Source organism: Actinomycetospora sp. TBRC 11914, from assembly GCF_012933465.1.
Classification (GTDB): Bacteria; Actinomycetota; Actinomycetes; order Mycobacteriales; family Pseudonocardiaceae; genus Actinomycetospora.
Map to the genome: position 1 here is coordinate 173,245 of NZ_JABBND010000006.1, position 21,714 is coordinate 194,958.

Here is a 21,714-nt window from a genome sequence, read left to right on the forward strand (position 1 = left end):
GAGGACAATGGAGGTGATGAGCACCCCGACCCTCCTCCCCACGCCCGGCGCCGACCCCGACGAGCTGTTCGAGGGGTTCTCCGCCTGGGCCGCCGAACGGGGTCTGGATCTCTACCCGGCCCAGGCCGAGGCGCTCATCGAGCTGGTGACCGGCGCCAACGTCATCGTCTCCACCCCCACCGGGTCGGGGAAGTCGCTCATCGCGCTCGGCGCCCACGTCGCCGCGATGTCCCGCGGCGAGCGCACCGTCTACACCGCGCCGATCAAGGCGCTGGTCAGCGAGAAGTTCTTCGCGCTGGGCTCCCAGCTGGGCTATGCGAACGTCGGGATGCTCACCGGCGACGCCGCGGTCAACCCCGAGGCACCCGTCATCTGCTGCACCGCCGAGGTGCTCGCGAACTGGGCGCTGCGCGAGGGCGATCGGGCCGACATCGGCCAGGTCGTGATGGACGAGTTCCACTTCTACGCCGACCCGGACCGCGGCTGGGCCTGGCAGGTGCCGCTGATCGAGCTGCCGCAGGCGCAGTTCCTGCTGATGTCGGCCACCCTCGGCGACGTCTCCTTCTTCCAGGAGGACCTGACCCGGCGCACCGGCCGCGAGACCGCCGTCGTCGCGCACACCGAGCGCCCGGTGCCGCTGTCGTTCCGCTGGTCGACCACCCCGCTGCACGAGACGATCTCCGAGCTGATCTCGGGGCAGCAGGCGCCGGTGTACATCGTGCACACCACGCAGGCGGCCGCCGTCGAGCAGGCGCAGGCGCTGATGAGCCTCAACGTCACGACGAAGGCCGAGAAGGAGCAGATCACCGAGCTCATCGGCGCCTTCCGGTTCACCGCCGGGTTCGGGAAGACATTGTCCCGGCTGGTGCGCCACGGCATCGGCGTGCACCACGCCGGCATGCTCCCCAAGTACCGCCGGCTCGTGGAGACCCTCGCCCAGGCCGGGCTGCTCAAGCTCATCTGCGGCACCGACACCCTCGGCGTCGGGATCAACATCCCGATCCGCACGGTGCTGTTCACCGCGCTGACCAAGTTCGACGGCCAGCGAGTGCGCCACCTGCGCGCACGGGAGTTCCACCAGGTCGCCGGGCGCGCGGGACGCGCCGGGTACGACGTGGCCGGCTACGTCGTCGTGCAGGCCCCGGAGCACGAGGTGGAGAACGCCAAGCGCCTCGCCAAGGCCGGCGACGACGTCAAGAAGCAGCGGCGCGTCGTGCGGGTGAAGCCGCCGGACGGGTTCGTCTCGTGGTCGGAGCGCACCATGGAGAAGCTCGTCGAGGCCCAGCCCGAGCAGCTCACCAGCCAGATGCGGATCACCACGGCGATGCTGCTGCAGGTCGCCCAGCGCCCCGGGCCCTTCCTGCCCGCGATGCGCCACCTGCTCGAGGACAACCACGCCGACCGGCCCACCCAGCGGCGGCTGATCCTCCGCGCGATCCAGCTCTTCCGGGGACTGCTCGAGGCCGATGTCGTCGAGATCCTTCCCGAGCCCGACGACGCCGGGCGCACCGTGCGCCTCGTCGACGACCTCCAGGTCGACTTCGCCCTCAACCAGCCGCTCTCGCCGTTCGCGCTGGCCGCGTTCGAGCTGCTCGACGACGAGTCGCCGACCTACGCACTCGACCTCGTTTCGGTCGTCGAGTCGACGCTCGACGACCCCAAGCAGGTGCTGCGCGCCCAGGAGAACGCCGCCCGCGGCGAGGCCGTGGGTGCGATGAAGGCCGAGGGGATCGAGTACGAGGAGCGGATGGAGCGCCTCGAGGAGATCACCTGGCCGAAGCCGCTGGTCGAGCTCCTGGAACCGGCGTTCGAGACCTACCGCAAGGGCCACCCCTGGGTCGGCGACGCCGAGCTCTCCCCGAAGGCGGTCGTCCGCGATCTCTACGAGCGCGCGATGACCTTCGTCGAGTTCGTCTCGCACTACAAGATCGCGCGGTCCGAGGGCCTCGTCCTGCGCTACCTCACCGACGCCTACCGCGCCCTGCGCCAGACGATCCCCGAGAGCGCGGGCACCGACGACCTCGACGACCTCATCGCCTGGCTCGGCGAGCTCGTCCGCCAGACCGACTCGTCGCTGCTCGACGAGTGGGAGACGCTCTCGAATCCCTCCGAACTGGATGCCGCGGGCTCGGATGCGGCCCCCGTCGACCAGGGCCCGCCGCCGGTCACCCGCAACGAGCGCGCCTTCCGGGTGCTGGTGCGCAACGAGCTCTTCCGTCGCGTCGTGCTCTTCGCCCGCCGGTCCCCGCTCGAGCTCGCCGAGCTCGCCCCGGACGAGGGGCCGTCGGAGGAGGAGTGGGCCTCGGCGATGGAGCGCTACTTCGCCGAGTACGCCACCCTCGGCGCCGGCCCCGACGCCCGGGGTCCGGCGCTCTTCCGGGTGACCGAGCACGGACGGTCCTGGGAGGTACGCCAGGTGTTCGACGACCCTGAGGGCGACCACGACTGGGGCATCACCGCCACCGTCGACCTCGACGCCTCCGACGAGGTCGGCGCTGCCGTGGTGCACGTGGACCACGTGGGGCCCTTCCCGGCCGTCTGAGACCTCACCGCCTCGCCGAGTGGACCCTCATGGTCGGCACGGGAGCCCTCCAGGTCCACTCGCCGGGGTCTCCCAGCCCGAGTGGACCCTCATGGTCGGCAGGGGAGCCCTCCAGGTCCACTCGGCCGGGAGCGGTCCGATCCGCTGAACGTGCATCACCCGCTCGGCAGCGTCGAAAAAGGTGGGCGGCCGGAGTGCTCGACGCTTCGTGTGGCGCCGGGTCGCGAACGGGTCGTCCCACCTGTCACACGCACTACGCTGCGTCACACTCGACGTTATGGCAGCCCCGATGCTCGCACCGACGGTGGGCCGGGAGGAACGCGCGGAGTACTGGCTCGACCTCGTCGCGTCCCTCTGCAGGAGCCCGCTCGAGGACCTCCCGCACGCGGTCATCGCCGACGCCCTCACCGCCAGCTTCGAGGCCACCGCGACGGCGGTCCACGTCCGGCACGGGGACCGCGTCACGCAGTCGGTGCACGGCCCGGTCGAGCCGCCGGACTGCTGGGAGGAGGCCAACCGGTTCGCGCGGACCCGCGCGGCGACCGAGCACCCCCTGCTCGCCTACTACCTCGCGACCGGGGACGACCGGGCCCACGACCTCGACGACGTCCCGGTGCTGCCCGGCCGGCGGGCGTGCGGCGCGTGGCGGGAGCTGGCCCGGGCGCACGCCGCCGACCGGCAGATCGCCATCCCGCTCGTCCACGCGCCGCCGCACCACCACAGCTACGTCATCGGGCGTGGCGAACGGTTCACCGCCGACGACCTCCGCTTCGCCCGCCGCCTGCAGGGCCTGCTGCGGGGGCTCGCCCGTCAGGTGGCCGCCACGCGCGAGGTCCCGGCCGACCGCGCGACGGAGGTCGGACTGACCCCCCGGGAGACGGCGGCCCTGGTGGCCGTGGCCGAGGGCCTGACCGCGGACGCCGTCGCCCGGCGGCTCGCGATCAGCCCGCGCACCGTCCACAAGCACCTGGAGCGGGCGTACGCCAAGCTCGGCGTGCGGGACCGGGTGTCGGCGGTGCTGCGCGCCGGCCGGCTCGGGCTGCTGCCGGACGACACCGGGTCAGCCCTTCTTCCGTGACCCGCCCCTCTTCGCACCCAGGGAGGGCGGGGGCACGACCGGACCGAGGTCGCCGTCGGGAGCCTCGTCCAGGTCGAGCATCACCGGGGCGTGGTCGGACGGCCCGGTGCCCTTGCGGGCCTGGCGGTCGATCCACACGGCGGCCCGGCGCTCGGCGATGGGCGCGCCGGCCAGGATGAGGTCGATCCGCATCCCGCGGTCCTGGTGGAAGGCCCCGCCGCGGTAGTCCCAGTAGCTGAAGACCCGCTCGGCGGGCCAGCGCTCGCGGACGACGTCGTGCAGGCCGGTCTTCTCGATCGCGGCCAGCGCGTCGCGCTCCGGCGGCGTGACGTGGGTGGACTCGGCGAACGCCTCGACGGAGTAGACGTCGGCGTCGGTGGGGGCGATGTTGAAGTCGCCGGCCACGATCGTCGTCGTCGGGTCGCCCGCCTCGACGGCGTCGCGCAGCGCGGCCAGCCACTCGAGCTTGTAGGCGTAGTGCGGGTCCTGCGGGTCGCGTCCGTTGGGCACGTAGACCGAGGTGACGCGCATCCCACCGCAGGTGGCGGTGACGGCGCGGGCCTCCTGGTGCGGGTAGCCGGGGCCGCCGGGCAGGCCCTCGACGACGTCGTCCAGGCCGACCCGCGAGAGCAGCGCGACGCCGTTCCACCGCCCCTCGCCGTGGTGCGCCACGGCGTACCCGCGCTCGCGCAGCGGCGCGCCGAAGCTCTCCTCGAACGCCTCGTCGGAGAGCTTGGTCTCCTGCAGGCACACGACGTCGGGCGCGCGCTCGTCGAGCCAGCCGAGCAGGCGCGGCTCGCGCGCCTTCGCGGAGTTCACGTTCCAGGTCGCCACTCGCACGCCCGCCACGCTAGCCGGGGAGACCGACATCGAGGCGAGTCGGTCTCCCCGGCCGCGGGTCAGACCGGCTTCTTGATCGCGGCCGCCACCAACTCGCGGAGGCCGAAGACGCCGTTCACCGCCAGGGACGGCGTCCACCGCGGATCGACGTTGAGGAACGAGCTGCTGTCGTCCTCGAGCAGGCCGGCCATGGTCTCGGCCACGATGCGCCCGCCGACCGGCCCGAGCACGCGGCTCGTCACCGTGTTCGTCCCGCCCGCACCCTGTGCTCGATAGCTGCGGTCCTCCTCGACCGTCTCGGCGAGCACGTAGGCCCACAGCGGGCAGTTCCCGGCGAACTCGGTGCCGCCCACCGTGACGACGTCTCCGACGATGTCGGCCGGGTCGCCCGTGAACTTGCCGATCTTGATCTCGCCGTCGGGCTTCGGGACGACGCCCATGGCCCGCGCGACGGCCTGGCCACTCGGCAGGCGCAGGCGCCAGCCACGCAAGAGGTTGCGCTGCGCGAGGCTGGGCGGCGGGTCCCCGGCGACCGAGGCCGGGAGGTGGGCGAGCGGGTCGACCAGGGCGGTGTCGATGCGGTAGGCCAACTGTGTCCGCTCGATCTCGTCCGTGCCGGGTGTCTGGCCGGGCTGCAGTTCCTTCCCGACGGGCCGTTCCTCGAGGTCCGCGAAACGCGCCCAGTCGATGGCCCAGGTCGAGGGGAAGCGGTCGAACCCGCCCAGGCCGGCGAAGGACGGCGCCCCCACGGGCGGGAAGATCGGGATCGGCGCGATGTCGTCGTTGAGGCGGTATCCGGGCCGCACCATCGAGTGCCCGAAGCGGTACGCGGCGACCGAGAACTCCAGCGGCATGAACGCGTCGTCCCGGGAGTGGTAGAAGCCCAGCACCGGGCGGTCGTCGGCGATCGAGGTACCCGCGGCGATGTGCGGCAGGACCGCGGCGATGACGTCCTTCGAGATCAGTGTGGGCAGGAAGTCGTTGAGGACGACCCACTGGTAGTGGAACCGGGTCTCCCGCTGGACCTCCGCGAACGACAGCCCCGGGTTGTCGTCGGCGATCGCGTTGTGCAGGCGGAGCACCAGGCCCTGCAACTGCGAGACGATCACGTTCTCGTCGTTGCGGGGGTCGCCGATGACGGCGCGGGCCGGGTTCCCGCCGCTGCGGACGAGGTCGCGGGCGGACAGGTCGACCGAGAGGGCCTTACCGGTGAGCCTGTCGCCGAGCAGGAAGCGGCGACCCGACCCGTCGTAGAGGTACGGCTGGTCGTCGGGCCCCCGGCCGTAGACGCTGTCCAGGTCGAACCGCGGGGTCCGGAAGTCGACGAGCGCTTCGGGGTCGTTCTGACGCTGGAGGCTGCTGACGGGGTCGAACGTCAGGTCGTGGTCGATGAACTGGCCGAAGTAGGTGAAGACGGCGGGGACGCCGCTCTCCTCCGCGTCCGGGCCGTCCTTGACCGGATCCGGTGCTGCGCTCATCGCGGCGCCGAGTTTCGTCAGGGCGGCCTGCGAGGCGTCGTCCGTCGGGCCGAAGTCCGCAGGCGGGATGGCTCGGAAGATTCGGCCGAACCGGCCCCCGAAGATTTTCGAGGTGCGCGCGAGGCCGAGCCCGCGGACCCCTTGGCCGTGCGGTCGGATCGGTGCCATGACGGTGCCCCCTCGACGCCCGTGGTCGAGTCGTGGAGCGGGCGCCATCGCCGACCGTGCTCGGCGACGGCGACCGCCTCCATGGGGAGATGTACGTATTGCGGGACCGGCGCCCTCAGCCCTCCACGCGCCGCTTCACCGTCGCGAGCGTCTGCTCCATGCCGGCCTTGTTGTGCGACGGGCTGTCGCTCGTGCGCCCCTTGCCGACCAGCGCGGCGACCGTGGTCCGCTTGTCCTGCCAGCGCTGGACGATCCGCGTCTTCTCCCCCTCCGGCTCGAGGGTGAAGCTCCAGCGCGCGACGCTCTGGCCCACCACGTCGACGTCCCAGCTGATGATGCGCTGGGGCTCGTACTCGGCGATCGTGCTGGTCGTCGGCCAGCGCAGCAGGCCCTTGCGGTTCCAGCCGACGAACCGGGCCCCGGGCTTGGGCCCGCTCGCCCCGCCCAGCCAGCGGATCGAGTACGTCTCGGGCGAGATCTCACCGATGCGGGAGGGGTCGCCGACCAGTTCCCACACCTTCGACGGCGGGGCCTCGACGACCTCGCTGACCACCACGTCGGGCGCCTTCTCCGGCACGTCCTGCCTCCTTGCGTCGGGGCTCGCGGTACCCGTCGGTACCAGGGTGAGCGCGCACTCTAGGGGCATCGGGGGACGGGGCGCTCGGCTAACGTGCGCAGACGGCCCGCCGTCGTGCCGCTACCCTGGGTTCGGGATCGATACAGACGCGCTCCCGCCCGCTGCCGCCGATACGGACGGACCTCCCCATGTCGCTGCGCCTCGACGACCTCCGGGTCCGCTCACTCGGACCGTGCGAGCACGACTCGCCCTTCGCCGAGATGCTCTCCACCAAGCGCACCTCGCCCCACTACGTCGCCGAGGACGACCGCGTGCTCGTCGACGACACGGTGTCGGTGCTGCTCTCCCACGGCGTGCCGATCGACGAGGTCCCGAGCTTCGAGGCCGCCGGCCCGCGCAAGAAGATCTACTTCGACCCGGCGGACACCACGGTCGGCGTCGTCACCTGCGGCGGGCTGTGTCCCGGGCTCAACGACGTCATCCGCGGCATCGTCCAGGAGCTCACCGAGCACTACCGCGTCAAGCGCATCGTCGGGTTCCGCAACGGTTTCAAGGGCCTGTCGAAGGACTCCCGCAACGCGATCACGGAGCTCACCCTCGACGCCGTCCGCGACATCAACAACGACGGCGGCACGATCCTCGGCAGCTCGCGGGGTGCGCAGGATCCCGACGAGATGGTCGACTCGCTGCTGATCCACGCCGTCGACGTCCTGTTCGTCGTCGGCGGCGACGGGTCGATGCGCGGCGCGATGGCGCTGGTCGAGCGGATCGAGGAGCGCGGGCTGGACATCGCCGTCGTCGGGATCCCGAAGACGATCGACAACGACCTGCCCTACACCGACCAGAGCTTCGGGTTCCAGACCGCCTTCGCCCGTGCGACGGACTTCATCGCGTCGGTGTTCATCGAGTCGCAGGCCGCGGAGAACGGCGTCGGGATCGTCAAGCTCATGGGCCGCCACTCCGGCTTCATCGCCTGCTACGCGGCCCTGTCGGTCAACGACGCCGACTTCGTCCTGATCCCGGAGGTCCCGTTCGGCCTGGACGGCGACGACGGGCTGCTCTGCCGGGTCGAGAACCACCTGCGCGAGCACGGGCAGGTGGTGATCGTGGTGGCCGAGGGCGCCGGCCAGCACCTGCTGGAGGGTGACGGGAGCACGGACGCCTCGGGCAACGACAAGCTCGGCGACATCGGGCTCTTCCTCAAGGAGCGGATCACCGAGAAGCTCACCGAGGTCGGGCTCGCCCCGACCGTGCGCTACCTCGACCCCTCGTACGCGATCCGCTCCGTCGCGGCCAACGCCTACGACAGCGTCTACTGCGTCCGCCTCGCCCACGCCGCGGTGCACGCGGGCATGGCGGGGCGGACCCAGACCGTGGTGGTGCGGTGGCGGCGCCGGTTCGTGCACGTCCCGATGGCGCTCATCTGCGGGCACCGCAACCAGGTCGACCCGGACGGCGACCTGTGGATGTCCGTGCTCGAGGCGACGGGCCAGCCGGCCACCTTCGGCGCCTGACCCGGCCCCCTCGACGTCAGGAAAGGGTCGTTGCAGACACTGGACGTCTGCAACGACTCTTTCCAGACATGGGGGGCCGTCGCGCTAGTTGACCTTGACGAGGTCCACGACGAACACGAGGTGCGCGTTCGGCGGGATGACGCCGCCGGCGCCCTGCGGGCCGTAGCCCTGGTGCGGGGGCACGACGAGGATGCGGCGCCCGCCCTCGCGCATGCCCGAGATTCCGAGCTTGAAGCCGTCGATGACCTGCCCCAGCGGGAACTCGACGGGCGTCCCGCCGCGGCTCCAGGACGAGTCGAACTCGCTCGAGTTCGACACCAGCCGACCCTCGTACTGCACCTGCACGGTGTCGCGGTGGGACGCCTCGGTCCCGCCGCCGACGACGAGGTCGGTGATGTCCAGATCGTTCGGGAGGGTGTCGGGGGTGACCGACGCACCCGGCGCGCGGGTGAGGTCCTCGGCGTTCTCGACGGTGACTGCCATGCCCCCACCGTAGGTGCCGCCGCCTACTCCTTCGGCGCCAGCCCCAGCAGCGACCGCGCCTTCGCCCCGACGGTCTCCCGCACGCCGTTGGCGATGATCGAGAGCGCGTCGGAGTCCCCGGAGACCACCTGTGAGCGGGCGGTGTTCAGCGCCTGCTGCAGCGTCACGTGCGGCGGGACCAGCGGGATGTCCTTGTCGACCTTGGCGTCGACGACGAACGGCCGGTCCGCGGCGAACGCCCGGTCCCACACCGCCCCGATCTCCCCGCGGTCCGACAGCGTCGCCCCGTCCAGTCCGAGGAGCTTGGCCCACTCGGCGTAGGGCACGTCCGGCAGCGACTGCGACTGCGGGTCGGGGGCCTCGCCGAGCATGCCGCGGGTCTCCCAGGAGACGTAGGAGAGGTCGTCGTTGGAGAGCACCAGGATCACCAGCCGCGGGTCCGCCCAGGTCCGCCAGTAGCGCTGGATCGTGATCAGCTCGTTGACCCCGTTCATCTGCATCGCGCCGTCGCCGATGAGGGCCACCACGGGCCGGTCGGGGTGCGCGGTCTTCGCCGCCAGTGCATAGGGCATCGCCCCGCCCATCGACAGCAGGGTCCCGGAGAGCGACCCACGCTGGCCCGGCCGCAGCCCGAGGTCCCGGGCGTACCAGGACGTGGCGGTGCCGCAGTCGACGGCGACCTGGACGTCGTCGGGCAGGCGGTCGGAGAGCTCCCGGACGACGAGCTCCGGGTTGAGCGCCGTGGTGTGGGCGTGGGCGCGCTGCTCGGAGTAGGCGTCCCACGTCGCGGTCCAGCGCTCGACGTGCGCGCGCCACTGCGCGCTCTCCCGCTCGCGCAGCAGCGGCAGGAGCGCGGACAGCGTGGCGGCCGCGTCCCCGGTGAGGTTGACGTCGGTGTCGTAGCGGATCCCGCAGCGCGAGCCGTCGACGTCGATCTGCACCGCCCGCGCCTGGCCCGGCGCCGGGTAGTACTCGGTGTAGGGCATCGTCGAGCCGACGATGAGCAGGGTGTCGCACTCGCGCATCAGGTGCCACGACGCCGTCGTCCCCAGCAGCCCGATGGCGCCGGTGTTCCAGGGCGACCGGTCGTCGATCACGCCCTTGCCCAGCAGCGCGGTGGCCAGGCCGGCCCCGAGGCGGTTCGCGACCTCGGTGAGCTCGGTGGAGGCGCCGAGCGCACCGGCGCCGGCGAGGATCGCGACCTTCTCCCCCGCGTTGAGCACCTCCGCGGCGCGCACCAGCGCGTCGGGCGGCGGTGCTCCGGGGTCGGACGAGGGCACCGCGGAGGTCTGGTAGTAGCCGTGGGCGTCCGGCGGCTCCGGCACCGCGGACTCCTCCAGCACGTCGCTGGGCAGGATGACGACGGAGACGGTGCGGTCCGCGAGCGCGGTGCGGCACGCCCGATCGACGATGTGGCGCACCTGCGAGGGGTCCTTGACCTCGGCGACGTAGGCGCCGACGTCGGAGCACAGCGAGGGGAGGTCGACCTCCTGGTAGTACCCGCCGGCCTGCGCGGTCTGGGCGGTGTGCCCGAGCAGCGCGACGACGGGCTGGTGGTCGAGCTTGGCGTCGTAGAGCCCGTTGAGCGCGTGGATGGCGCCCGGCCCGCTCGTGACCGCGCAGCAGCCGATGGCCGAGCCGCCGTACTTGACGTCGGCGCACGCGGCGAACGCGGCGGTCTCCTCGTGGCGGACCTGCACGAACTCGGCGTCGTCGCGCTCGGGCAGGGCGGTGAAGATGCCGCCGATGCCGTCGCCGGGGTAGCCGTAGAAGCGGTGGACACCCCAGGCGGCGAGGCGGTCCAGGACGTGCTCGGCGACGTTCTTCGGTGCACTCACGCCCCGGGACTACCCCGGCGCCGCGACCGTTCACATGTCGATCGGGCCCAGCGGCTTCAGCGGGTGCTCCAGGGGCTCCGGCGGCGTCCCCTCCGGCCCGAACGGCGACCCGCCCAGCTCCTCGCGGTGGTGCGGGGTCAGCCACGCGGCCTGCTCGGGGCCGAGCGGGACGATCTGCGTCGGGTTGATCGTCGTGTGGACCATGTAGTAGTGCCGCTTGAAGTGGTCGGGGTCGACGGTGTCCCCGAACCCGGGGGTCTGGTACAGGTCGCGGGCGTAGGCCCACAGGGCGCCGAACTCCGAGAGCTTCTGCCGGTTGCACTTGAAGTGGCCGTGGTAGACGGCGTCGAACCGGGCCAGCGTCGTGAACAGCCGGACGTCGGCCTCGGTGATGTGGTCCCCGACGAGGTAGCGGCGGTTCTCCAGCCGCTCGTCCAGCTCGTCGAGCCGGGCGAAGAGCGCGGTGTAGGCCTCCTCGTAGCGCGCCTGGGAGGTCGCGAACCCGGCCTTGTAGACGCCGTTGTTGACGTCGTGGAAGACGCCGGCGTTGACCTCGTCGATCTCGTCGCGCAGCTCGTCGGGGTAGAGCACCGGCGCGCCCGGCCGCTGGTGGGCGGCCCACTCCTTGCCCAGGTCGATCGTGATCTGGGGGTAGTCGTTGGTGACCAGCTGTCCGGTGGGGATGTCGACGATGGCCGGCACGCTCACGCCGTTCTCGGTGCCGTCCTCGGGGTCGCGCGCGAGGTAGGCCTCCTCGAGGTAGCGGATGCCGAGCACCGGGTCGACCCCGCCCTCGTCGAGGGTGAACCGCCACGACCGGTCGTCCTGCAGCGGGTCGGTGATCCCCATCGAGAGCACGTCCTCGAGACCCATGAGGCGGCGCACGATGACCGAGCGGTGCGCCCACGGGCAGGCCAGCGAGACGCAGAGCCGGTAGCGCCCGGGCTCGACCGGCCACTCCCCCGGCCCCGACGGGGAGGCGACGATGCGGTCGGTGAAGCGGGGTCCGCGGCGCTTGAACGACCCGCTGGAGTCGGCGTAGGCCTTCGTGTTCCCGGCGGTGGTGGTCACCGCACCGAGTTTCCCACCGCGGCGGCTGTCGATTCCGCCGAGGCGTGCGCGACGTCATGATGAGGGCCCCGGAGTCGCCGGGGCTCCTGCGCCGAAGGAGACCACCATGGCCGGCTACCTGATCCTGCTCTACGTCGACGAGGCCGCCTACGCCGCGGGAGCGGACGGCACGGGCGACGGCGCGCTCTTCGCCGCCCACCAGAAGTTCGCCGCCGAGCACGGCGACGCGCTGCGGGGCGGGGCCCAGCTCGCCCCGAGCGCGACCGCGACCGCCGTCCGCGGCCAGGGCTCCGCGCCGACGTGGTCCGCCGCCGACGACGCCGTCGTGACGGACGGACCGTTCTTCGAGACCAAGGAGGCCCTCGGCGGCTTCTACCTCATCGACGCTCCCGACCTGGACGCCGCGCTCGCCATCGCCCGCGACGTCCCGGCCCCGTTCGGTGGGGTCGAGGTCCGGCCCGTCATCTACCCCTGAGGTGATCTCCGCCGACGCGGCCCTCGCCGACGCGCACCGTCACGAGTGGGGCCCGGTCCTCGCCGCGACGGTGCGCGTCACGCGCGACCTCGACCTCGCCGAGGAGTGCGTCCAGGAGGCCTACGCCCAGGCCCTCGTGGCGTGGCGGGCCGAGGGAGTCCCCGCCCGGCCGGGTGCGTGGCTGACCACGGCCGCACGGCGCCGGGCGACCGACCGGCTCCGCCACGCCGACGTCGCGGCGCGGGCCCTGCCGCTGCTGGTGACCGACGAGGCCGTCGACGCGACCCCGGGGGACACCGGCGACACCGACCTGCTCGCGCTGGTGTTCACCTGCTGCCATCCCGCGCTCGCCGAGCCCGCGCGGGTGGCGCTGACGCTGCGCCTGCTGGGCGGGCTGACCACCGCGGAGATCGCGAAGGCGTTCCTCGTCGGCGAGGCGACGATGGCCGCGCGGATCACGCGGGCGAAGAAGAAGATCGCGACGGCCCGTGTGCCGTACCGGGTGCCCGGGCCCGCCGAGCTGCCCGAGCGGCTCGACGCGGTGCTCACCGTCGTGCACCTCGTCCTCACCACCGGCCACACCGCGCCCGACGGCGAGGCCCTGGTGCGGCGGGACCTCGTCGACCGCGCGCTCGACCTGGCCCGGCTGCTGCGCGCCCGGTTCCCGGCCGACCCCGCGGTGGCCGGGCTGCTGGCCCTGGTGCTGCTCACCGACGCGCGCCGGGAGGCCCGGACCGGGCCCGACGGCGGCCTCGTGCTGCTCGCCGACCAGGACCGCTCCCGGTGGGACGGCTCGCTGATCGCCGAGGGCACGCTGCTGGCCCGCGAGGCGATGGCCCGGTCCCGCCCCGACACCGTCTCCCGGTACGCGCTGCTCGCCGCGATCGCGGCCGTGCACGCCGAGGCGCCGTCGGCGGCCGCGACGGACTGGGCGGAGATCGTCGGGCTCTACGACGTGCTCCTGGTGCGGTGGCCGAGCCCGGTCGTCGCGCTCAACCGGGCGGTGGCGGTGGGGTTCGCGGACGGCCCGGCCGCGGGTCTCGACGCCCTGGAGCCACTGACCGCGGAACCGCGGCTCGCGTCGTACCACTACCTCGCGGCCGCCCGGGCGAAGTTCCTGCGCCTGCTCGGCCGCGATGACGAGGCCGCGATCGCGGCCTCCGAGGCGCTGCTGCTCGCGGGCAACGCCGTCGAACGGGCCTTCCTGGCGCAGCGCGGGGGGAGCTGACCGCGCGGAGGGGCGCGGGCCACGTCGTCGGGAGGTGTACAAGGGCACCTCACCGGGGAACGATCCAGCACGTCCCCGGTGCCGTGGACGACCCGAGCCCGTGCACCGCGAAGGAGACGTCTGATGAGCACCGGCCGCCGCACCGCCCGCGCCGACTCCGTGCCCACCGAGGGCAGTGTCTCCTCCGAGAGCGAGCACTCCGCGCTGCGCACCGACATCCGGCGGCTCTCGACCCTGCTCGGCCGCACCCTGGCCCGGCAGAACGGCGACGAGATGCTCGAGCTCGTCGAGCAGGTCCGCCGGCTCGTGCGCGAGGTGCCCGAGAAGGGCGACACGGAGATCCGCGACCTGCTCGCCGACCTCGACCCGGGCACGGCGGCCGTGCTCGCCCGTGCCTTCGCGACGTACTTCCACCTGGCCAACGTCGCCGAGCAGACCCACCGCGCGGCCGAGCGCGGGGCGCGTCACGACGACGGCGAGGGCCCGATCCACCAGCTCGTGGACCGGCTCGCGTCGGAGGCCGACCCCGACGAGCTCTCCACGGCGCTGTCCCGGCTCGAGCTCAAGCCGGTGTTCACCGCGCACCCCACCGAGGCGCAGCGGCAGTCGGTGCTGGGCAAGCTGCGCGGGATCGCGAACGTCCTGTCCCAGGACCTGGCCGACGAGGTCGAGGAGACCAGGCTCCACCGGCTCGTCGACCTGATCTGGCAGACCGACGAGATCCGCCCCGAGCGCCCGACGGTGCTCGACGAGGCCCGCTCGGCGGCCTACTACCTCGAGCAGCTCGGGCAGCACGCCGTGCCCGAGGTGCTCACGGTGCTCGACGAGGAGCTCGCGCGCGTCGGGCTCTCGCTGCCCGAGGGCGCCCGGCCGCTCGTGCTCGGCTGCTGGGTCGGCGGTGACCGCGACGGCAACCCGAACGTCACCGCCGAGCTCACCACGGAGGCCATGCAGGTCTACGCCGAGCGCGGGGTCCGCATCCAGATCGGGCTCATCGAGGAGCTCGTGCAGGAGCTGTCCGTCTCGACGCGCCTGGTCGGGGTGTCGGAGGACCTGCGGCGCAGCCTGGCCCGCGACCGGCGCCACCTCCCCGAGGTCTACGACCGCTTCGTCCGCCTCAACGCCGAGGAGCCCTACCGGCTGAAGTGCTCCTACGTGCACGCGCGCCTGACCAACACCCGCGACCGGTACGCGGCCGGCACCCCGCACGTCCCGGGCCGGGACTACCTGGGCTCGCAGGAGTACCTGCACGACCTCGAGGTGATGGACCACTCGCTGCGCGCCCACGCGGGCGAGCGCATCGCCGACGGCATGCTGCGCGACGTCATGCGCACCGCCAACGCGGTCGGGCTGCACCTGGCGAGCGTGGACGTCCGCGAGCACACCAACTTCCACCACACCGCGCTCGCGGCCCTCTTCGACCGGCTCGGCGAGCTGGAGACGCCCTACTCCGAGCTCGACCACTCCGGGCGGATCGAGGTGCTGTCGAAGGAGCTGGCCGGCCGGCGGGCGCTGACCCCGCGGCGCAACTGGCAGCAGATCGGCGACGACAGCTTCCGGGAGACCCTCGAGGTGTTCGACTGCATCCGCGAGGTGCAGGAGACCTACGGCGAGGAGGCCCTGCACACCTACATCATGTCGATGGCCCAGAACGTCGACGACGTCCTCGCCGTCGCCGTGCTGGCGCGCGAGGCCGGGCTGATCGAGATCACGGCGGGCGAGGACGGGGGCCACGAGGCGGTCGCATCGCTCGACATCGTCCCGCTGTTCGAGACGGCGACCGAGCTGAAGATCTCCGGCGACCTGCTCGACGGGATGCTCTCCGACCCGTCCTACCGCGCGATCGTCGCGGCCCGGGGCGACGTCCAGGAGATGATGCTGGGCTACTCGGACTCCAACAAGGGCGCGGGGATCACGACGAGCCAGTGGTCGATCCACCAGGCCCAGCGCCAGCTGCGCGACGTCGCCGCCAAGCACGGCGTCCGGCTGCGCCTCTTCCACGGCCGCGGCGGCTCGGTCGGGCGCGGCGGCGGGCCCGCCGGCGAGGCGATCGCGGCGCAGCCCCACGGCGTCGTCGACGCGGTGATGAAGGTGACCGAGCAGGGCGAGGTCATCTCCGACAAGTACTCGCTGCCCACGCTGGCCGAGGACAACCTCGAGATCATGCTCTCGGCGGTGCTCGAGGCGACGCTGCTCCACCAGACCAGCCGGGTCCCGGCCGACCAGCTCAAGCGCTGGGACGAGGCCATGGACGTCATCAGCGACGCCGCCCAGGCCGCGTACTCCGAGCTGATCGACCACGACGGTCTGCCGGACTTCTTCACCCAGGCCACGCCGGTCGATGAGCTGTCGATGCTCAACGTCGGCTCCCGCCCCGGCAAGCGGCCCGGCGCCGGTGGGCAGGCCTCGCTGGACGACCTGCGGGCGATCCCGTGGGTGTTCGGGTGGACGCAGACGCGGATGATCGTGCCCGGCTGGTTCGGGCTCGGGTCGGGGCTCAAGGCGGCCCACGACGCCGGGTACGGCGAGGTCATCGACGAGATGCGCGACTGGGCGTTCTTCGCGAACCTGCTCTCCAACGTCGAGATGACGCTGGCGAAGACCGACATGCGCATCGCGGACTTCTACGTCTCCGAGCTCGTCGACCCCGAGCTGCAGGACGTCTTCGAGATCATCAAGACCGAGCACGCCCTCACGCTGCGCCAGGTCCTCGCGCTCTCCCCCGGCGACGCGCTGCTCGCGAACAACCCGCTGCTGCGTCAGACCCTCGAGGTGCGCGAGAGCTACCTCGAGCCGCTGCACCACCTGCAGGTCCACGCGCTCGCGGAGCGCCGGCGGGTCGAGGAGCCCGACCCCGACCTGCAGCGGGCCCTGCTGCTGACCGTCAACGGCATCTCCGCGGGGATGCGCAACACGGGGTGACCCCCAGAGGAGTCCTCCTGTCAACCCGTTGAAAATCGACGTGGTCCCGATCACCATCGAATTCGATCTCGGACGCCGGCTCAGCGGGGAGCAATGCCCATGATCGCGATCGTCGAATTCGTGCTGGGCATCGCCCTGCTCGTGTACTGCGCCGAGAAGCTGATCGCCCACCTGGTGGGGGTGGCGAGCCGGTGGGCGATCTCGCTCTTCCTGATCGCCGTCGTGTTCACCGGGATCGAGTTCGACGACCTCGCCTACGGGATCGTGCTCAACGTCGACGACCTCAAGCAGGCCGCGCTCGGCACCGTCATCGGGACCACGGTGGCGATGACGGGCATCGTGCTCGCGCTCGCCGCGCTCATCGCCCCGTGCGAGTTCGACGTCCCGAAGTCCTACCTGGCGCTGTTCGTCGCGGCCCCCGTCGTCCTGTACGCGTTCGCCGCGACCGGGGCGCTCACCCTGGTCACCGGCGTGGTGCTGTGCCTGCTGTTCGTGGCCTTCGTCGGCTGGATCGCCTACCGGGAGAAGGCCGGCCAGCGCCCGGTCTGGCGCAACGCCGAGTACTACGAGCAGCTCGAGGAGGTCGGCGTCGGCGCGGGCGGCGGGACCGCGACGCTCGTCGCGGCCGGCGGCGAGGGCGGCCCGGCCGACGCCGTCCCGACCAGCACGGGGGGCACGGGGCCCGGCGGGGGCACCGGCGGCTTCGACCTGCCGCCCGACCTGCGCATCGACCAGGGCTTCCTCAACGCCCGCCGGCAGTCGCCCTGGGCCGCCCTCGGCTACGCCCTCGTCGCGCTGACCGGCCTGGTCATCGGCGCGATCATCGCCGGGCAGGGCACCGACGGCATCCTCGACACCTTCGACATCGACGGCACCGTCTTCGGGGTCACCATCGCGACCCTCGCGCTCTCGCTCGAGGACATCTTCCTCACCGTCGAGCCCTCCCGCCGCGGCGCGCCCGAGATCGGCATCGCCAACGTGCTCGGCAGCGTCGTGTTCTCCGTGACCGGCAAGCTCGGCATCGTCCTGCTCATCGGCGGCGCCATCACCGTCGACGCCGACGTGCTCGACTGGCACCTGCCCGTGCTCGTCGTCATGACCGCACTCTCGGCGATCTTCCTGGCCACCGGCCGGCTGCGGCGCTGGCACGGCGCGGTCCTGCTCGGGCTCTACGTCGTGTACTTCGTCGTCAGCCTGGTCGCGTTCAACGGGGTACCGGTGGACTCATAGGTGGCCTGCGGCCTCGTGAGCACTAAATGTCGGTATAGCGACACTTTGTGCTCACGAGCGCGACGCGCACCTAGGCGTGCGGGCGCGCCACCAGCGGCAGGTCCGTGCGCGTCGAGGCCTCGTTGGCCTCCTCGACGGCGGCCTCGACGAGGTGGTGGTCCGGCGAGAGGTGGCACACCGGGTCGGTGCGGGTGGCGTCGCCGGTGAGCGCGAACGCCTGGCAGCGGCAGCCGCCGAGGTCGACCTCGCGCCGCGAGCAGCTCGCGCAGGGGTCGGGCATCCAGTCGGTGCCGCGGAACGCGGTGAACATCGGCGAGTCCCGCCAGATCCACTCCAGCGACGCCTCGCGGACGTTGGCCCGCGGCAGCGGCAGCTCGTGGGCGGCCAGGCACGGCATCGCGTCGCCGGTGGGCACGACGACGAGCTGGCGCGCCCCCCAGCCGCCCATGCACGGCTTGGGGTAGGTCGCGTAGTAGTCCGGGACGACGTAGATGATCTCCATCCGGCCGCGCAGCCGTTCCTTCGCGGCACGGACGGTCACCTCGGCGGCGGCGAGCTGCTCGCGGCTGGGCAGGAGCGCGGCACGGTTGCGCCACGCCCAGCCGTAGTACTGGGTGTTGGCCAGCTCGATGCGGTCCGCGCCCAGGTCCTCCGCGGCGGCGAGCACCCGGTCGACCCGGTCGATGTTCTGGCGGTGCAGCACCACGTTCAGCGTCAGCGGCCAGCCCAGCTCCCGGACCCGTCGTGCGGCCTCGAGCTTCCGGTCGAACGACGGGGTGCCGGCGATCCGGTCGGACAGCGTCGGCTCGTCGGCCTGCAGCGACACCTGGACGTGGTCGAGCCCGGCGTCGTGCAGCTCCGCGGCCCGGGCCTCGGTGAATCCCAGGGCACTGGTGACGAGGTTGGTGTAGAGCCCCTGGTCGCGGGCGGTGGCCACGATCTGGGCGAGGTCGCGGCGCAGCAGCGGTTCCCCGCCGGAGAGGTGGCACTGCAGCGCGCCGAGCTCGGCGGCCTCGCTGACCACCCGCTGCCAGTCGGCGGTGGAGAGCTCGTCACGGTAGGCGGCGATCTCGATGGGGTTGGAGCAGTAGGCGCAGGCCAGCGGGCACCGGTAGGTCAGCTCCGCCAGCAGGCCCAGCGGGCCCTCGGGAATCTCAGTGCTCATGGGTCATCTCCACGTGCCGCCGCTCCACCAGCTTGGCCAGGTAGGCGTGCACCTGCTCGGGCGGGACCTCGCCGTAGCGCTCCCGCAGGGCGGCGACGATCCCGTCGACCGTCCGGGCCCCGTCGCACAGCTCGAGGATGGCGGCGCCGGTCGCGTTGAGGACGACGACGGTCTCGGGCAGCAGCAGGACGTACCGGTCGCGGGCCTTGTCGTAGCGCATCCGCACCCCGCGGCCGAGGCGGGGGACGGCGTCGGCGCTGACGGTCACGCTCATCCCGGATAGGCCTGGTCGATCGCGTCCATCATGCTCCAGAGCACGTCGTTCTTGAACGCGAGCGCCTCGTAGGCCTGCTGCTCGGCCTCCGGGGTGCGGCAGTGCTCGAGGACGACCTCGAGCGCGTGCTCGGAGTCCCGCGGGGCCTGGAACAGCCGGTTGCGGAAGTACTGCAGACCCTCCGGGTCGATCCACGTGTAGTACTTCTCGAACGCCGCGAGCCGCTCGGCCATGAGATCGGGCGCGAACAGCTCCGTCAGCGACGACGCCACGGCGATCACCCACGGCTGGGTGCGGGCGAAGGTCACGTACGCGCCCACGGCGAACCGGACGCCCGGCTGGAGGTGGCGGTGGTCGGTCATCTCCTCGCGCGGCACCCCGCACGCCTCGCCGAGCTGCAGCCAGGCCTCGATGCCGCCGGGGTCGTCCCCGACGCCGTCGTGGTCGGTGATCCGGCGGATCCACCGCCGGCGCACCGTCACGTCGGGGCAGTTCGACAGGATCGCCGCGTCCTTGATCGGGATGGACTCCTGGTAGTGGAACCGGTTCGCCACCCACCCGCGGAGCTGGTCGGGCGAGAGCTCCCCCGCGTTCATGCGCACGTGGAACGGGTGCGCTGCGTGGTAGCGCTCGGCCTGCGAGCGGAGCCGGTCCACCAGGTCACTCACGTGAGAATCTCCATCTACGCCAGGATCTCCAACAGATCGGTGCCGATCTCGACCCCGGCCCGCTCGACGGCGGCCCGCTCGGGCGAGTCCTCCAGCAGGACCGGGTTCGAGTTGTTGAGGTGGACGAGCACGGTGCGCGCCGCACGTCCCGCCACCCGTTCCAGCAGGCCGCCCGGCCCCGCCAGGGCCAGGTGGCCCATGTCGCCCGCGGTCTTGGTGCCCAGGCCCTGGGTGACGAGCTCGTCGTCGGCGTAGGCGGTGCCGTCGACCAGCAGCGCCGAGGCGCCCTCGCAGGCGTCGAGCAGCGCCGGGACGACGTCGGCGACGCCGGGCGCGTAGACGACGGAGCCGCCGGTGCTGCGGTCGGTGAAGCGGTAGCCGACGACGCGGCCCGGGTCGTCGGCCGACCCGACCTCGGCGAAGCGCGGCTCCTTGCCGGTCGGGAGGTCGACCGCGGTGTAGGTGAGCTCGTCGGACAGCGCGACCTCGACGCCGGGCTCGACCGGGACCACCCGCACCGGGCAGTAGCGCTCCAGCGTCGTCAGGAACCCGGTGCCGCGGCGCAGCGTGGCCTCGGTGGCCGGGGTGGCGTGGACGGTCACCCCCCGACCCTCGCGCAGCAGCAGCAGCCCCAGCGTGTGGTCGATCTCGGCGTCGGTGAGCAGCACCGCCTCGAGCGGGGTCGCCCGGCCGTCCCGCGGGTGCAGGCCGGGGCAGGCGGTCATCTGCTGGCGCACGTCGGGCGAGGCGTTGACGAGGAACCAGCGGCCCCCGGCCTCGACGGCGATCGAGGACTGCGTGCGGGCCGTCGCGGCGCCGGCGCGGGCCGCCCGGCACCCCGTGCACGAGCAGTTCCACTGCGGGAAGCCGCCGCCGGCGGCCGACCCCAGCACCCGGACGCGCACACGGCCTCCCTCGCGGACGACGACGACCCCCGACGGGCCAGACCCCGACCGTAGGAGTGTTCGCGATCACGTCCCACCCGCGCGGCGGCATCCCCTCCGGACGGACGGGCCGCCCTCCCCCGGACGGACGGCGGCCGGTGTGCCGGTGGTGCGGTGGGCGTCGTCCTCGGCGATCTTCCGGGGAACCCCCGCCCCATGAGCGCTGCCACGACGACCGCGGACCGCTGCCCGAAGCGCATGGTGTTCGGCCCCTGCGGCGGTGTCCGGCCCGCCGGGGCCTGCGAGCTGGACGCCGCCCTCCCCTGCCCGTGGGCCGACCCCGCCGACCCCGCCCCGGTCCGCCGCTGGGAGGGACCCACCCCCGCGCCGACCCCGGCGGCCCCCGACGGGCTCCTCGACACCGCGGCCCGGCGGCCCGTGGTGCTCACCGACCTGTCCGTCCCGCCCTACGACGTCGCCACGCTGCGCGACGTCGCGAGCCGGCTGGGCCGGCACTCCGACGCGCTGCTGGTCGGCGAGCACCACGACGTGCCGGACTTCCCCCCGACGATGATGGCCGCCGAGCTGCAGCGCGTCGGCGCCCGCCCGTGGATCACCCTGACCTGCCGCGACCGCAACCGCGTCGTGCTCGAGCAGGAGCTCGCCGGGCTCGCCGCCCTCGGGGTCGAGGGCGTCCTGTGCGTGACCGGCGACGGCCGCGGCCCCGGGGTCCGTCCCGACGTCGGCCGGGTGTTCGACCTCGACTCGACCCGCCTGGCGAACCTCGCCGCGACCGCCGGCCTCGTCGCGACCTCCGCCGTCGCCCCGGCGGCCCCGCCCACCGACGTGCGGGCCGCGGCGCTCGCCGAGAAGCAGCGCGCCGGGACCTCGCTGGTGGTCACCAACCACGTCGGCCGCGCCGGGGAGCTGGCGGACTTCCTGGCGCGGGCCCGGGCGGCCGGCGTCGACCTGCCGGTGATCGCGGGCGTCGCGGTCTACACCGACGAGGCCACCGCCCGCGGGCTGGCCGCGCTCCCCGGCCTCGAGCTCGACGAGGAGGCGGTCGCGGCCGTGCTCACCGCGCCGGACCCGGTCGAGGCGGGTATCGAGGTGGCCCTCGCCGAGGCGCGGGCGCTGCTGGCGCTGCCCGGCGTCGTCGGGATCAATCTCTCCGGTGTCGCCTCGCGGGCGGGGTGGGTACCAGCGGCCGAGATCAAGGCGGAGGTGGGGCGGCGGCTCGCGCAGGAGCGGGCCGGCGCCCCCTAAGAGCGCGGTCCCG

At 72.9% G+C, this 21,714-nt stretch carries 18 protein-coding genes; 8 read left to right on the forward strand and 10 right to left on the reverse strand.

Translation table 11 applies throughout. The features are described from left to right. Positions 1-16: 16 nt before the first annotated feature. Positions 17-2,542 carry an RNA helicase gene (locus HH311_RS12700; RefSeq protein WP_169184019.1) on the forward strand — a complete coding sequence of 842 codons (2,526 nt, stop codon included), beginning with the start codon at positions 17-19 and terminating at the stop codon, positions 2,540-2,542. 277 nt (positions 2,543-2,819) lie between these two features. Continuing rightward, the gene (locus HH311_RS12705) at positions 2,820-3,620 is read left to right on the forward strand and encodes a LuxR C-terminal-related transcriptional regulator (RefSeq protein WP_211190154.1); all 801 of its coding nucleotides are present in this window, start codon (positions 2,820-2,822) and stop codon (positions 3,618-3,620) included. Here the strand turns inward: HH311_RS12705 and HH311_RS12710 are convergent. The 3 genes from HH311_RS12710 to HH311_RS12720 all read right to left on the reverse strand — a co-directional run bounded on the left by HH311_RS12710 (position 3,603) and on the right by HH311_RS12720 (position 6,683). Further along, a complete protein-coding gene (locus tag HH311_RS12710; protein WP_169184020.1) occupies positions 3,603-4,490 on the reverse strand; it encodes an exodeoxyribonuclease III in 888 nt (295 codons plus the stop codon). The genes HH311_RS12705 and HH311_RS12710 overlap by 18 nt on opposite strands. A 29-nt stretch (positions 4,491-4,519) precedes the next feature. Further along, the gene (locus tag HH311_RS12715) at positions 4,520-5,938 is read right to left on the reverse strand and encodes a heme peroxidase family protein (protein WP_211190155.1); all 1,419 of its coding nucleotides are present in this window, start codon (positions 5,936-5,938) and stop codon (positions 4,520-4,522) included. A 283-nt stretch (positions 5,939-6,221) separates the two neighbouring features. Next, the gene (locus HH311_RS12720) at positions 6,222-6,683 is read right to left on the reverse strand and encodes an SRPBCC family protein (RefSeq protein ID WP_169184022.1); all 462 of its coding nucleotides are present in this window, start codon (positions 6,681-6,683) and stop codon (positions 6,222-6,224) included. Between the two features lie 188 nt (positions 6,684-6,871). Here HH311_RS12720 and HH311_RS12725 point away from each other — a divergent pair, with 188 nt between their 5' ends. Next, on the forward strand, positions 6,872-8,197 hold the full coding sequence (locus HH311_RS12725) for an ATP-dependent 6-phosphofructokinase (RefSeq protein WP_169184023.1): 1,326 nt from the start codon (positions 6,872-6,874) through the stop codon (positions 8,195-8,197). 84 nt (positions 8,198-8,281) lie between these two features. On the opposite strand, the gene HH311_RS12730 is transcribed toward HH311_RS12725, so the two are convergent. The 3 genes from HH311_RS12730 to HH311_RS12740 are packed head-to-tail and all read right to left on the reverse strand — an operon-like array spanning position 8,282 to position 11,589. Then, the gene (locus HH311_RS12730; RefSeq protein ID WP_169184024.1) at positions 8,282-8,680 is read right to left on the reverse strand and encodes an FKBP-type peptidyl-prolyl cis-trans isomerase; all 399 of its coding nucleotides are present in this window, start codon (positions 8,678-8,680) and stop codon (positions 8,282-8,284) included. A 23-nt stretch (positions 8,681-8,703) separates the two neighbouring features. Next, entirely contained in the window at positions 8,704-10,518 is a 1,815-nt protein-coding gene (locus HH311_RS12735) for a thiamine pyrophosphate-requiring protein (RefSeq protein ID WP_169184025.1), read from the reverse strand. Between the two features lie 30 nt (positions 10,519-10,548). Further along, positions 10,549-11,589, reverse strand: a complete 1,041-nt coding sequence (locus HH311_RS12740) for a glutathione S-transferase family protein (protein ID WP_396027437.1) — start codon at positions 11,587-11,589, stop codon at positions 10,549-10,551. Between the two features lie 106 nt (positions 11,590-11,695). Here HH311_RS12740 and HH311_RS12745 point away from each other — a divergent pair, with 106 nt between their 5' ends. The 4 genes from HH311_RS12745 (at position 11,696) to HH311_RS12760 (ending at position 17,444) form a co-directional block, all read left to right on the forward strand. Beyond that, the gene (locus HH311_RS12745; RefSeq protein WP_169184026.1) at positions 11,696-12,064 is read left to right on the forward strand and encodes a YciI family protein; all 369 of its coding nucleotides are present in this window, start codon (positions 11,696-11,698) and stop codon (positions 12,062-12,064) included. 1 nt (position 12,065) lies between these two features. Next, positions 12,066-13,292, forward strand: a complete 1,227-nt coding sequence (locus HH311_RS12750) for an RNA polymerase sigma factor (protein ID WP_169184027.1) — start codon at positions 12,066-12,068, stop codon at positions 13,290-13,292. A 123-nt stretch (positions 13,293-13,415) separates the two neighbouring features. Then, entirely contained in the window at positions 13,416-16,214 is a 2,799-nt protein-coding gene (gene ppc / locus HH311_RS12755; RefSeq protein WP_169184028.1) for a phosphoenolpyruvate carboxylase, read from the forward strand. Positions 16,215-16,313: 99 nt separating this feature from the next. Then, positions 16,314-17,444, forward strand: a complete 1,131-nt coding sequence (locus tag HH311_RS12760; protein ID WP_169184029.1) for a sodium:calcium antiporter — start codon at positions 16,314-16,316, stop codon at positions 17,442-17,444. 70 nt (positions 17,445-17,514) lie between these two features. Here the strand turns inward: HH311_RS12760 and pqqE are convergent, their stop codons facing one another. The 4 genes from pqqE to pqqB are packed head-to-tail and all read right to left on the reverse strand — an operon-like array spanning position 17,515 to position 20,456. Next, positions 17,515-18,609, reverse strand: a complete 1,095-nt coding sequence (gene pqqE, locus HH311_RS12765) for a pyrroloquinoline quinone biosynthesis protein PqqE (RefSeq protein WP_169184030.1) — start codon at positions 18,607-18,609, stop codon at positions 17,515-17,517. Continuing rightward, positions 18,599-18,883: a pyrroloquinoline quinone biosynthesis peptide chaperone PqqD gene (gene pqqD / locus HH311_RS12770; RefSeq protein WP_169184031.1), complete on the reverse strand. Its 285-nt coding sequence runs from the start codon at positions 18,881-18,883 to the stop codon at positions 18,599-18,601. The genes pqqE and pqqD overlap by 11 nt, the downstream gene beginning before the upstream one ends. Then, positions 18,880-19,551, reverse strand: a complete 672-nt coding sequence (gene pqqC, locus HH311_RS12775; protein WP_169184032.1) for a pyrroloquinoline-quinone synthase PqqC — start codon at positions 19,549-19,551, stop codon at positions 18,880-18,882. Before pqqC ends, pqqD begins: the two co-directional genes overlap by 4 nt. Positions 19,552-19,565: 14 nt before the next feature. Beyond that, a complete protein-coding gene (gene pqqB, locus HH311_RS12780) occupies positions 19,566-20,456 on the reverse strand; it encodes a pyrroloquinoline quinone biosynthesis protein PqqB (RefSeq protein WP_169184033.1) in 891 nt (296 codons plus the stop codon). A 195-nt stretch (positions 20,457-20,651) separates the two neighbouring features. Here pqqB and HH311_RS12785 point away from each other — a divergent pair, with 195 nt between their 5' ends. Continuing rightward, the gene (locus tag HH311_RS12785; RefSeq protein WP_169184034.1) at positions 20,652-21,701 is read left to right on the forward strand and encodes a methylenetetrahydrofolate reductase C-terminal domain-containing protein; all 1,050 of its coding nucleotides are present in this window, start codon (positions 20,652-20,654) and stop codon (positions 21,699-21,701) included. Positions 21,702-21,714 lie beyond the last annotated feature (13 nt).

Coding starts and splice junctions, on each gene's coding strand:
- HH311_RS12705 (WP_211190154.1), top strand. CDS start 2,820: ATGGCAGCCCCGATGCTCGCACCGACGGTGGGCCGGGAGGAACGCGCG.
- HH311_RS12725 (WP_169184023.1), top strand. CDS start 6,872: ATGTCGCTGCGCCTCGACGACCTCCGGGTCCGCTCACTCGGACCGTGC.
- HH311_RS12760 (WP_169184029.1), top strand. CDS start 16,314: ATGATCGCGATCGTCGAATTCGTGCTGGGCATCGCCCTGCTCGTGTAC.
- HH311_RS12700 (WP_169184019.1), top strand. CDS start 17: ATGAGCACCCCGACCCTCCTCCCCACGCCCGGCGCCGACCCCGACGAG.
- pqqE (WP_169184030.1), bottom strand. CDS start 18,609: ATGAGCACTGAGATTCCCGAGGGCCCGCTGGGCCTGCTGGCGGAGCTG.
- HH311_RS12745 (WP_169184026.1), top strand. CDS start 11,696: ATGGCCGGCTACCTGATCCTGCTCTACGTCGACGAGGCCGCCTACGCC.
- ppc (WP_169184028.1), top strand. CDS start 13,416: ATGAGCACCGGCCGCCGCACCGCCCGCGCCGACTCCGTGCCCACCGAG.
- HH311_RS12785 (WP_169184034.1), top strand. CDS start 20,652: ATGAGCGCTGCCACGACGACCGCGGACCGCTGCCCGAAGCGCATGGTG.
- HH311_RS12715 (WP_211190155.1), bottom strand. CDS start 5,938: ATGAGCGCAGCACCGGATCCGGTCAAGGACGGCCCGGACGCGGAGGAG.
- pqqD (WP_169184031.1), bottom strand. CDS start 18,883: ATGAGCGTGACCGTCAGCGCCGACGCCGTCCCCCGCCTCGGCCGCGGG.
- HH311_RS12710 (WP_169184020.1), bottom strand. CDS start 4,490: ATGTCGGTCTCCCCGGCTAGCGTGGCGGGCGTGCGAGTGGCGACCTGG.
- HH311_RS12730 (WP_169184024.1), bottom strand. CDS start 8,680: ATGGCAGTCACCGTCGAGAACGCCGAGGACCTCACCCGCGCGCCGGGT.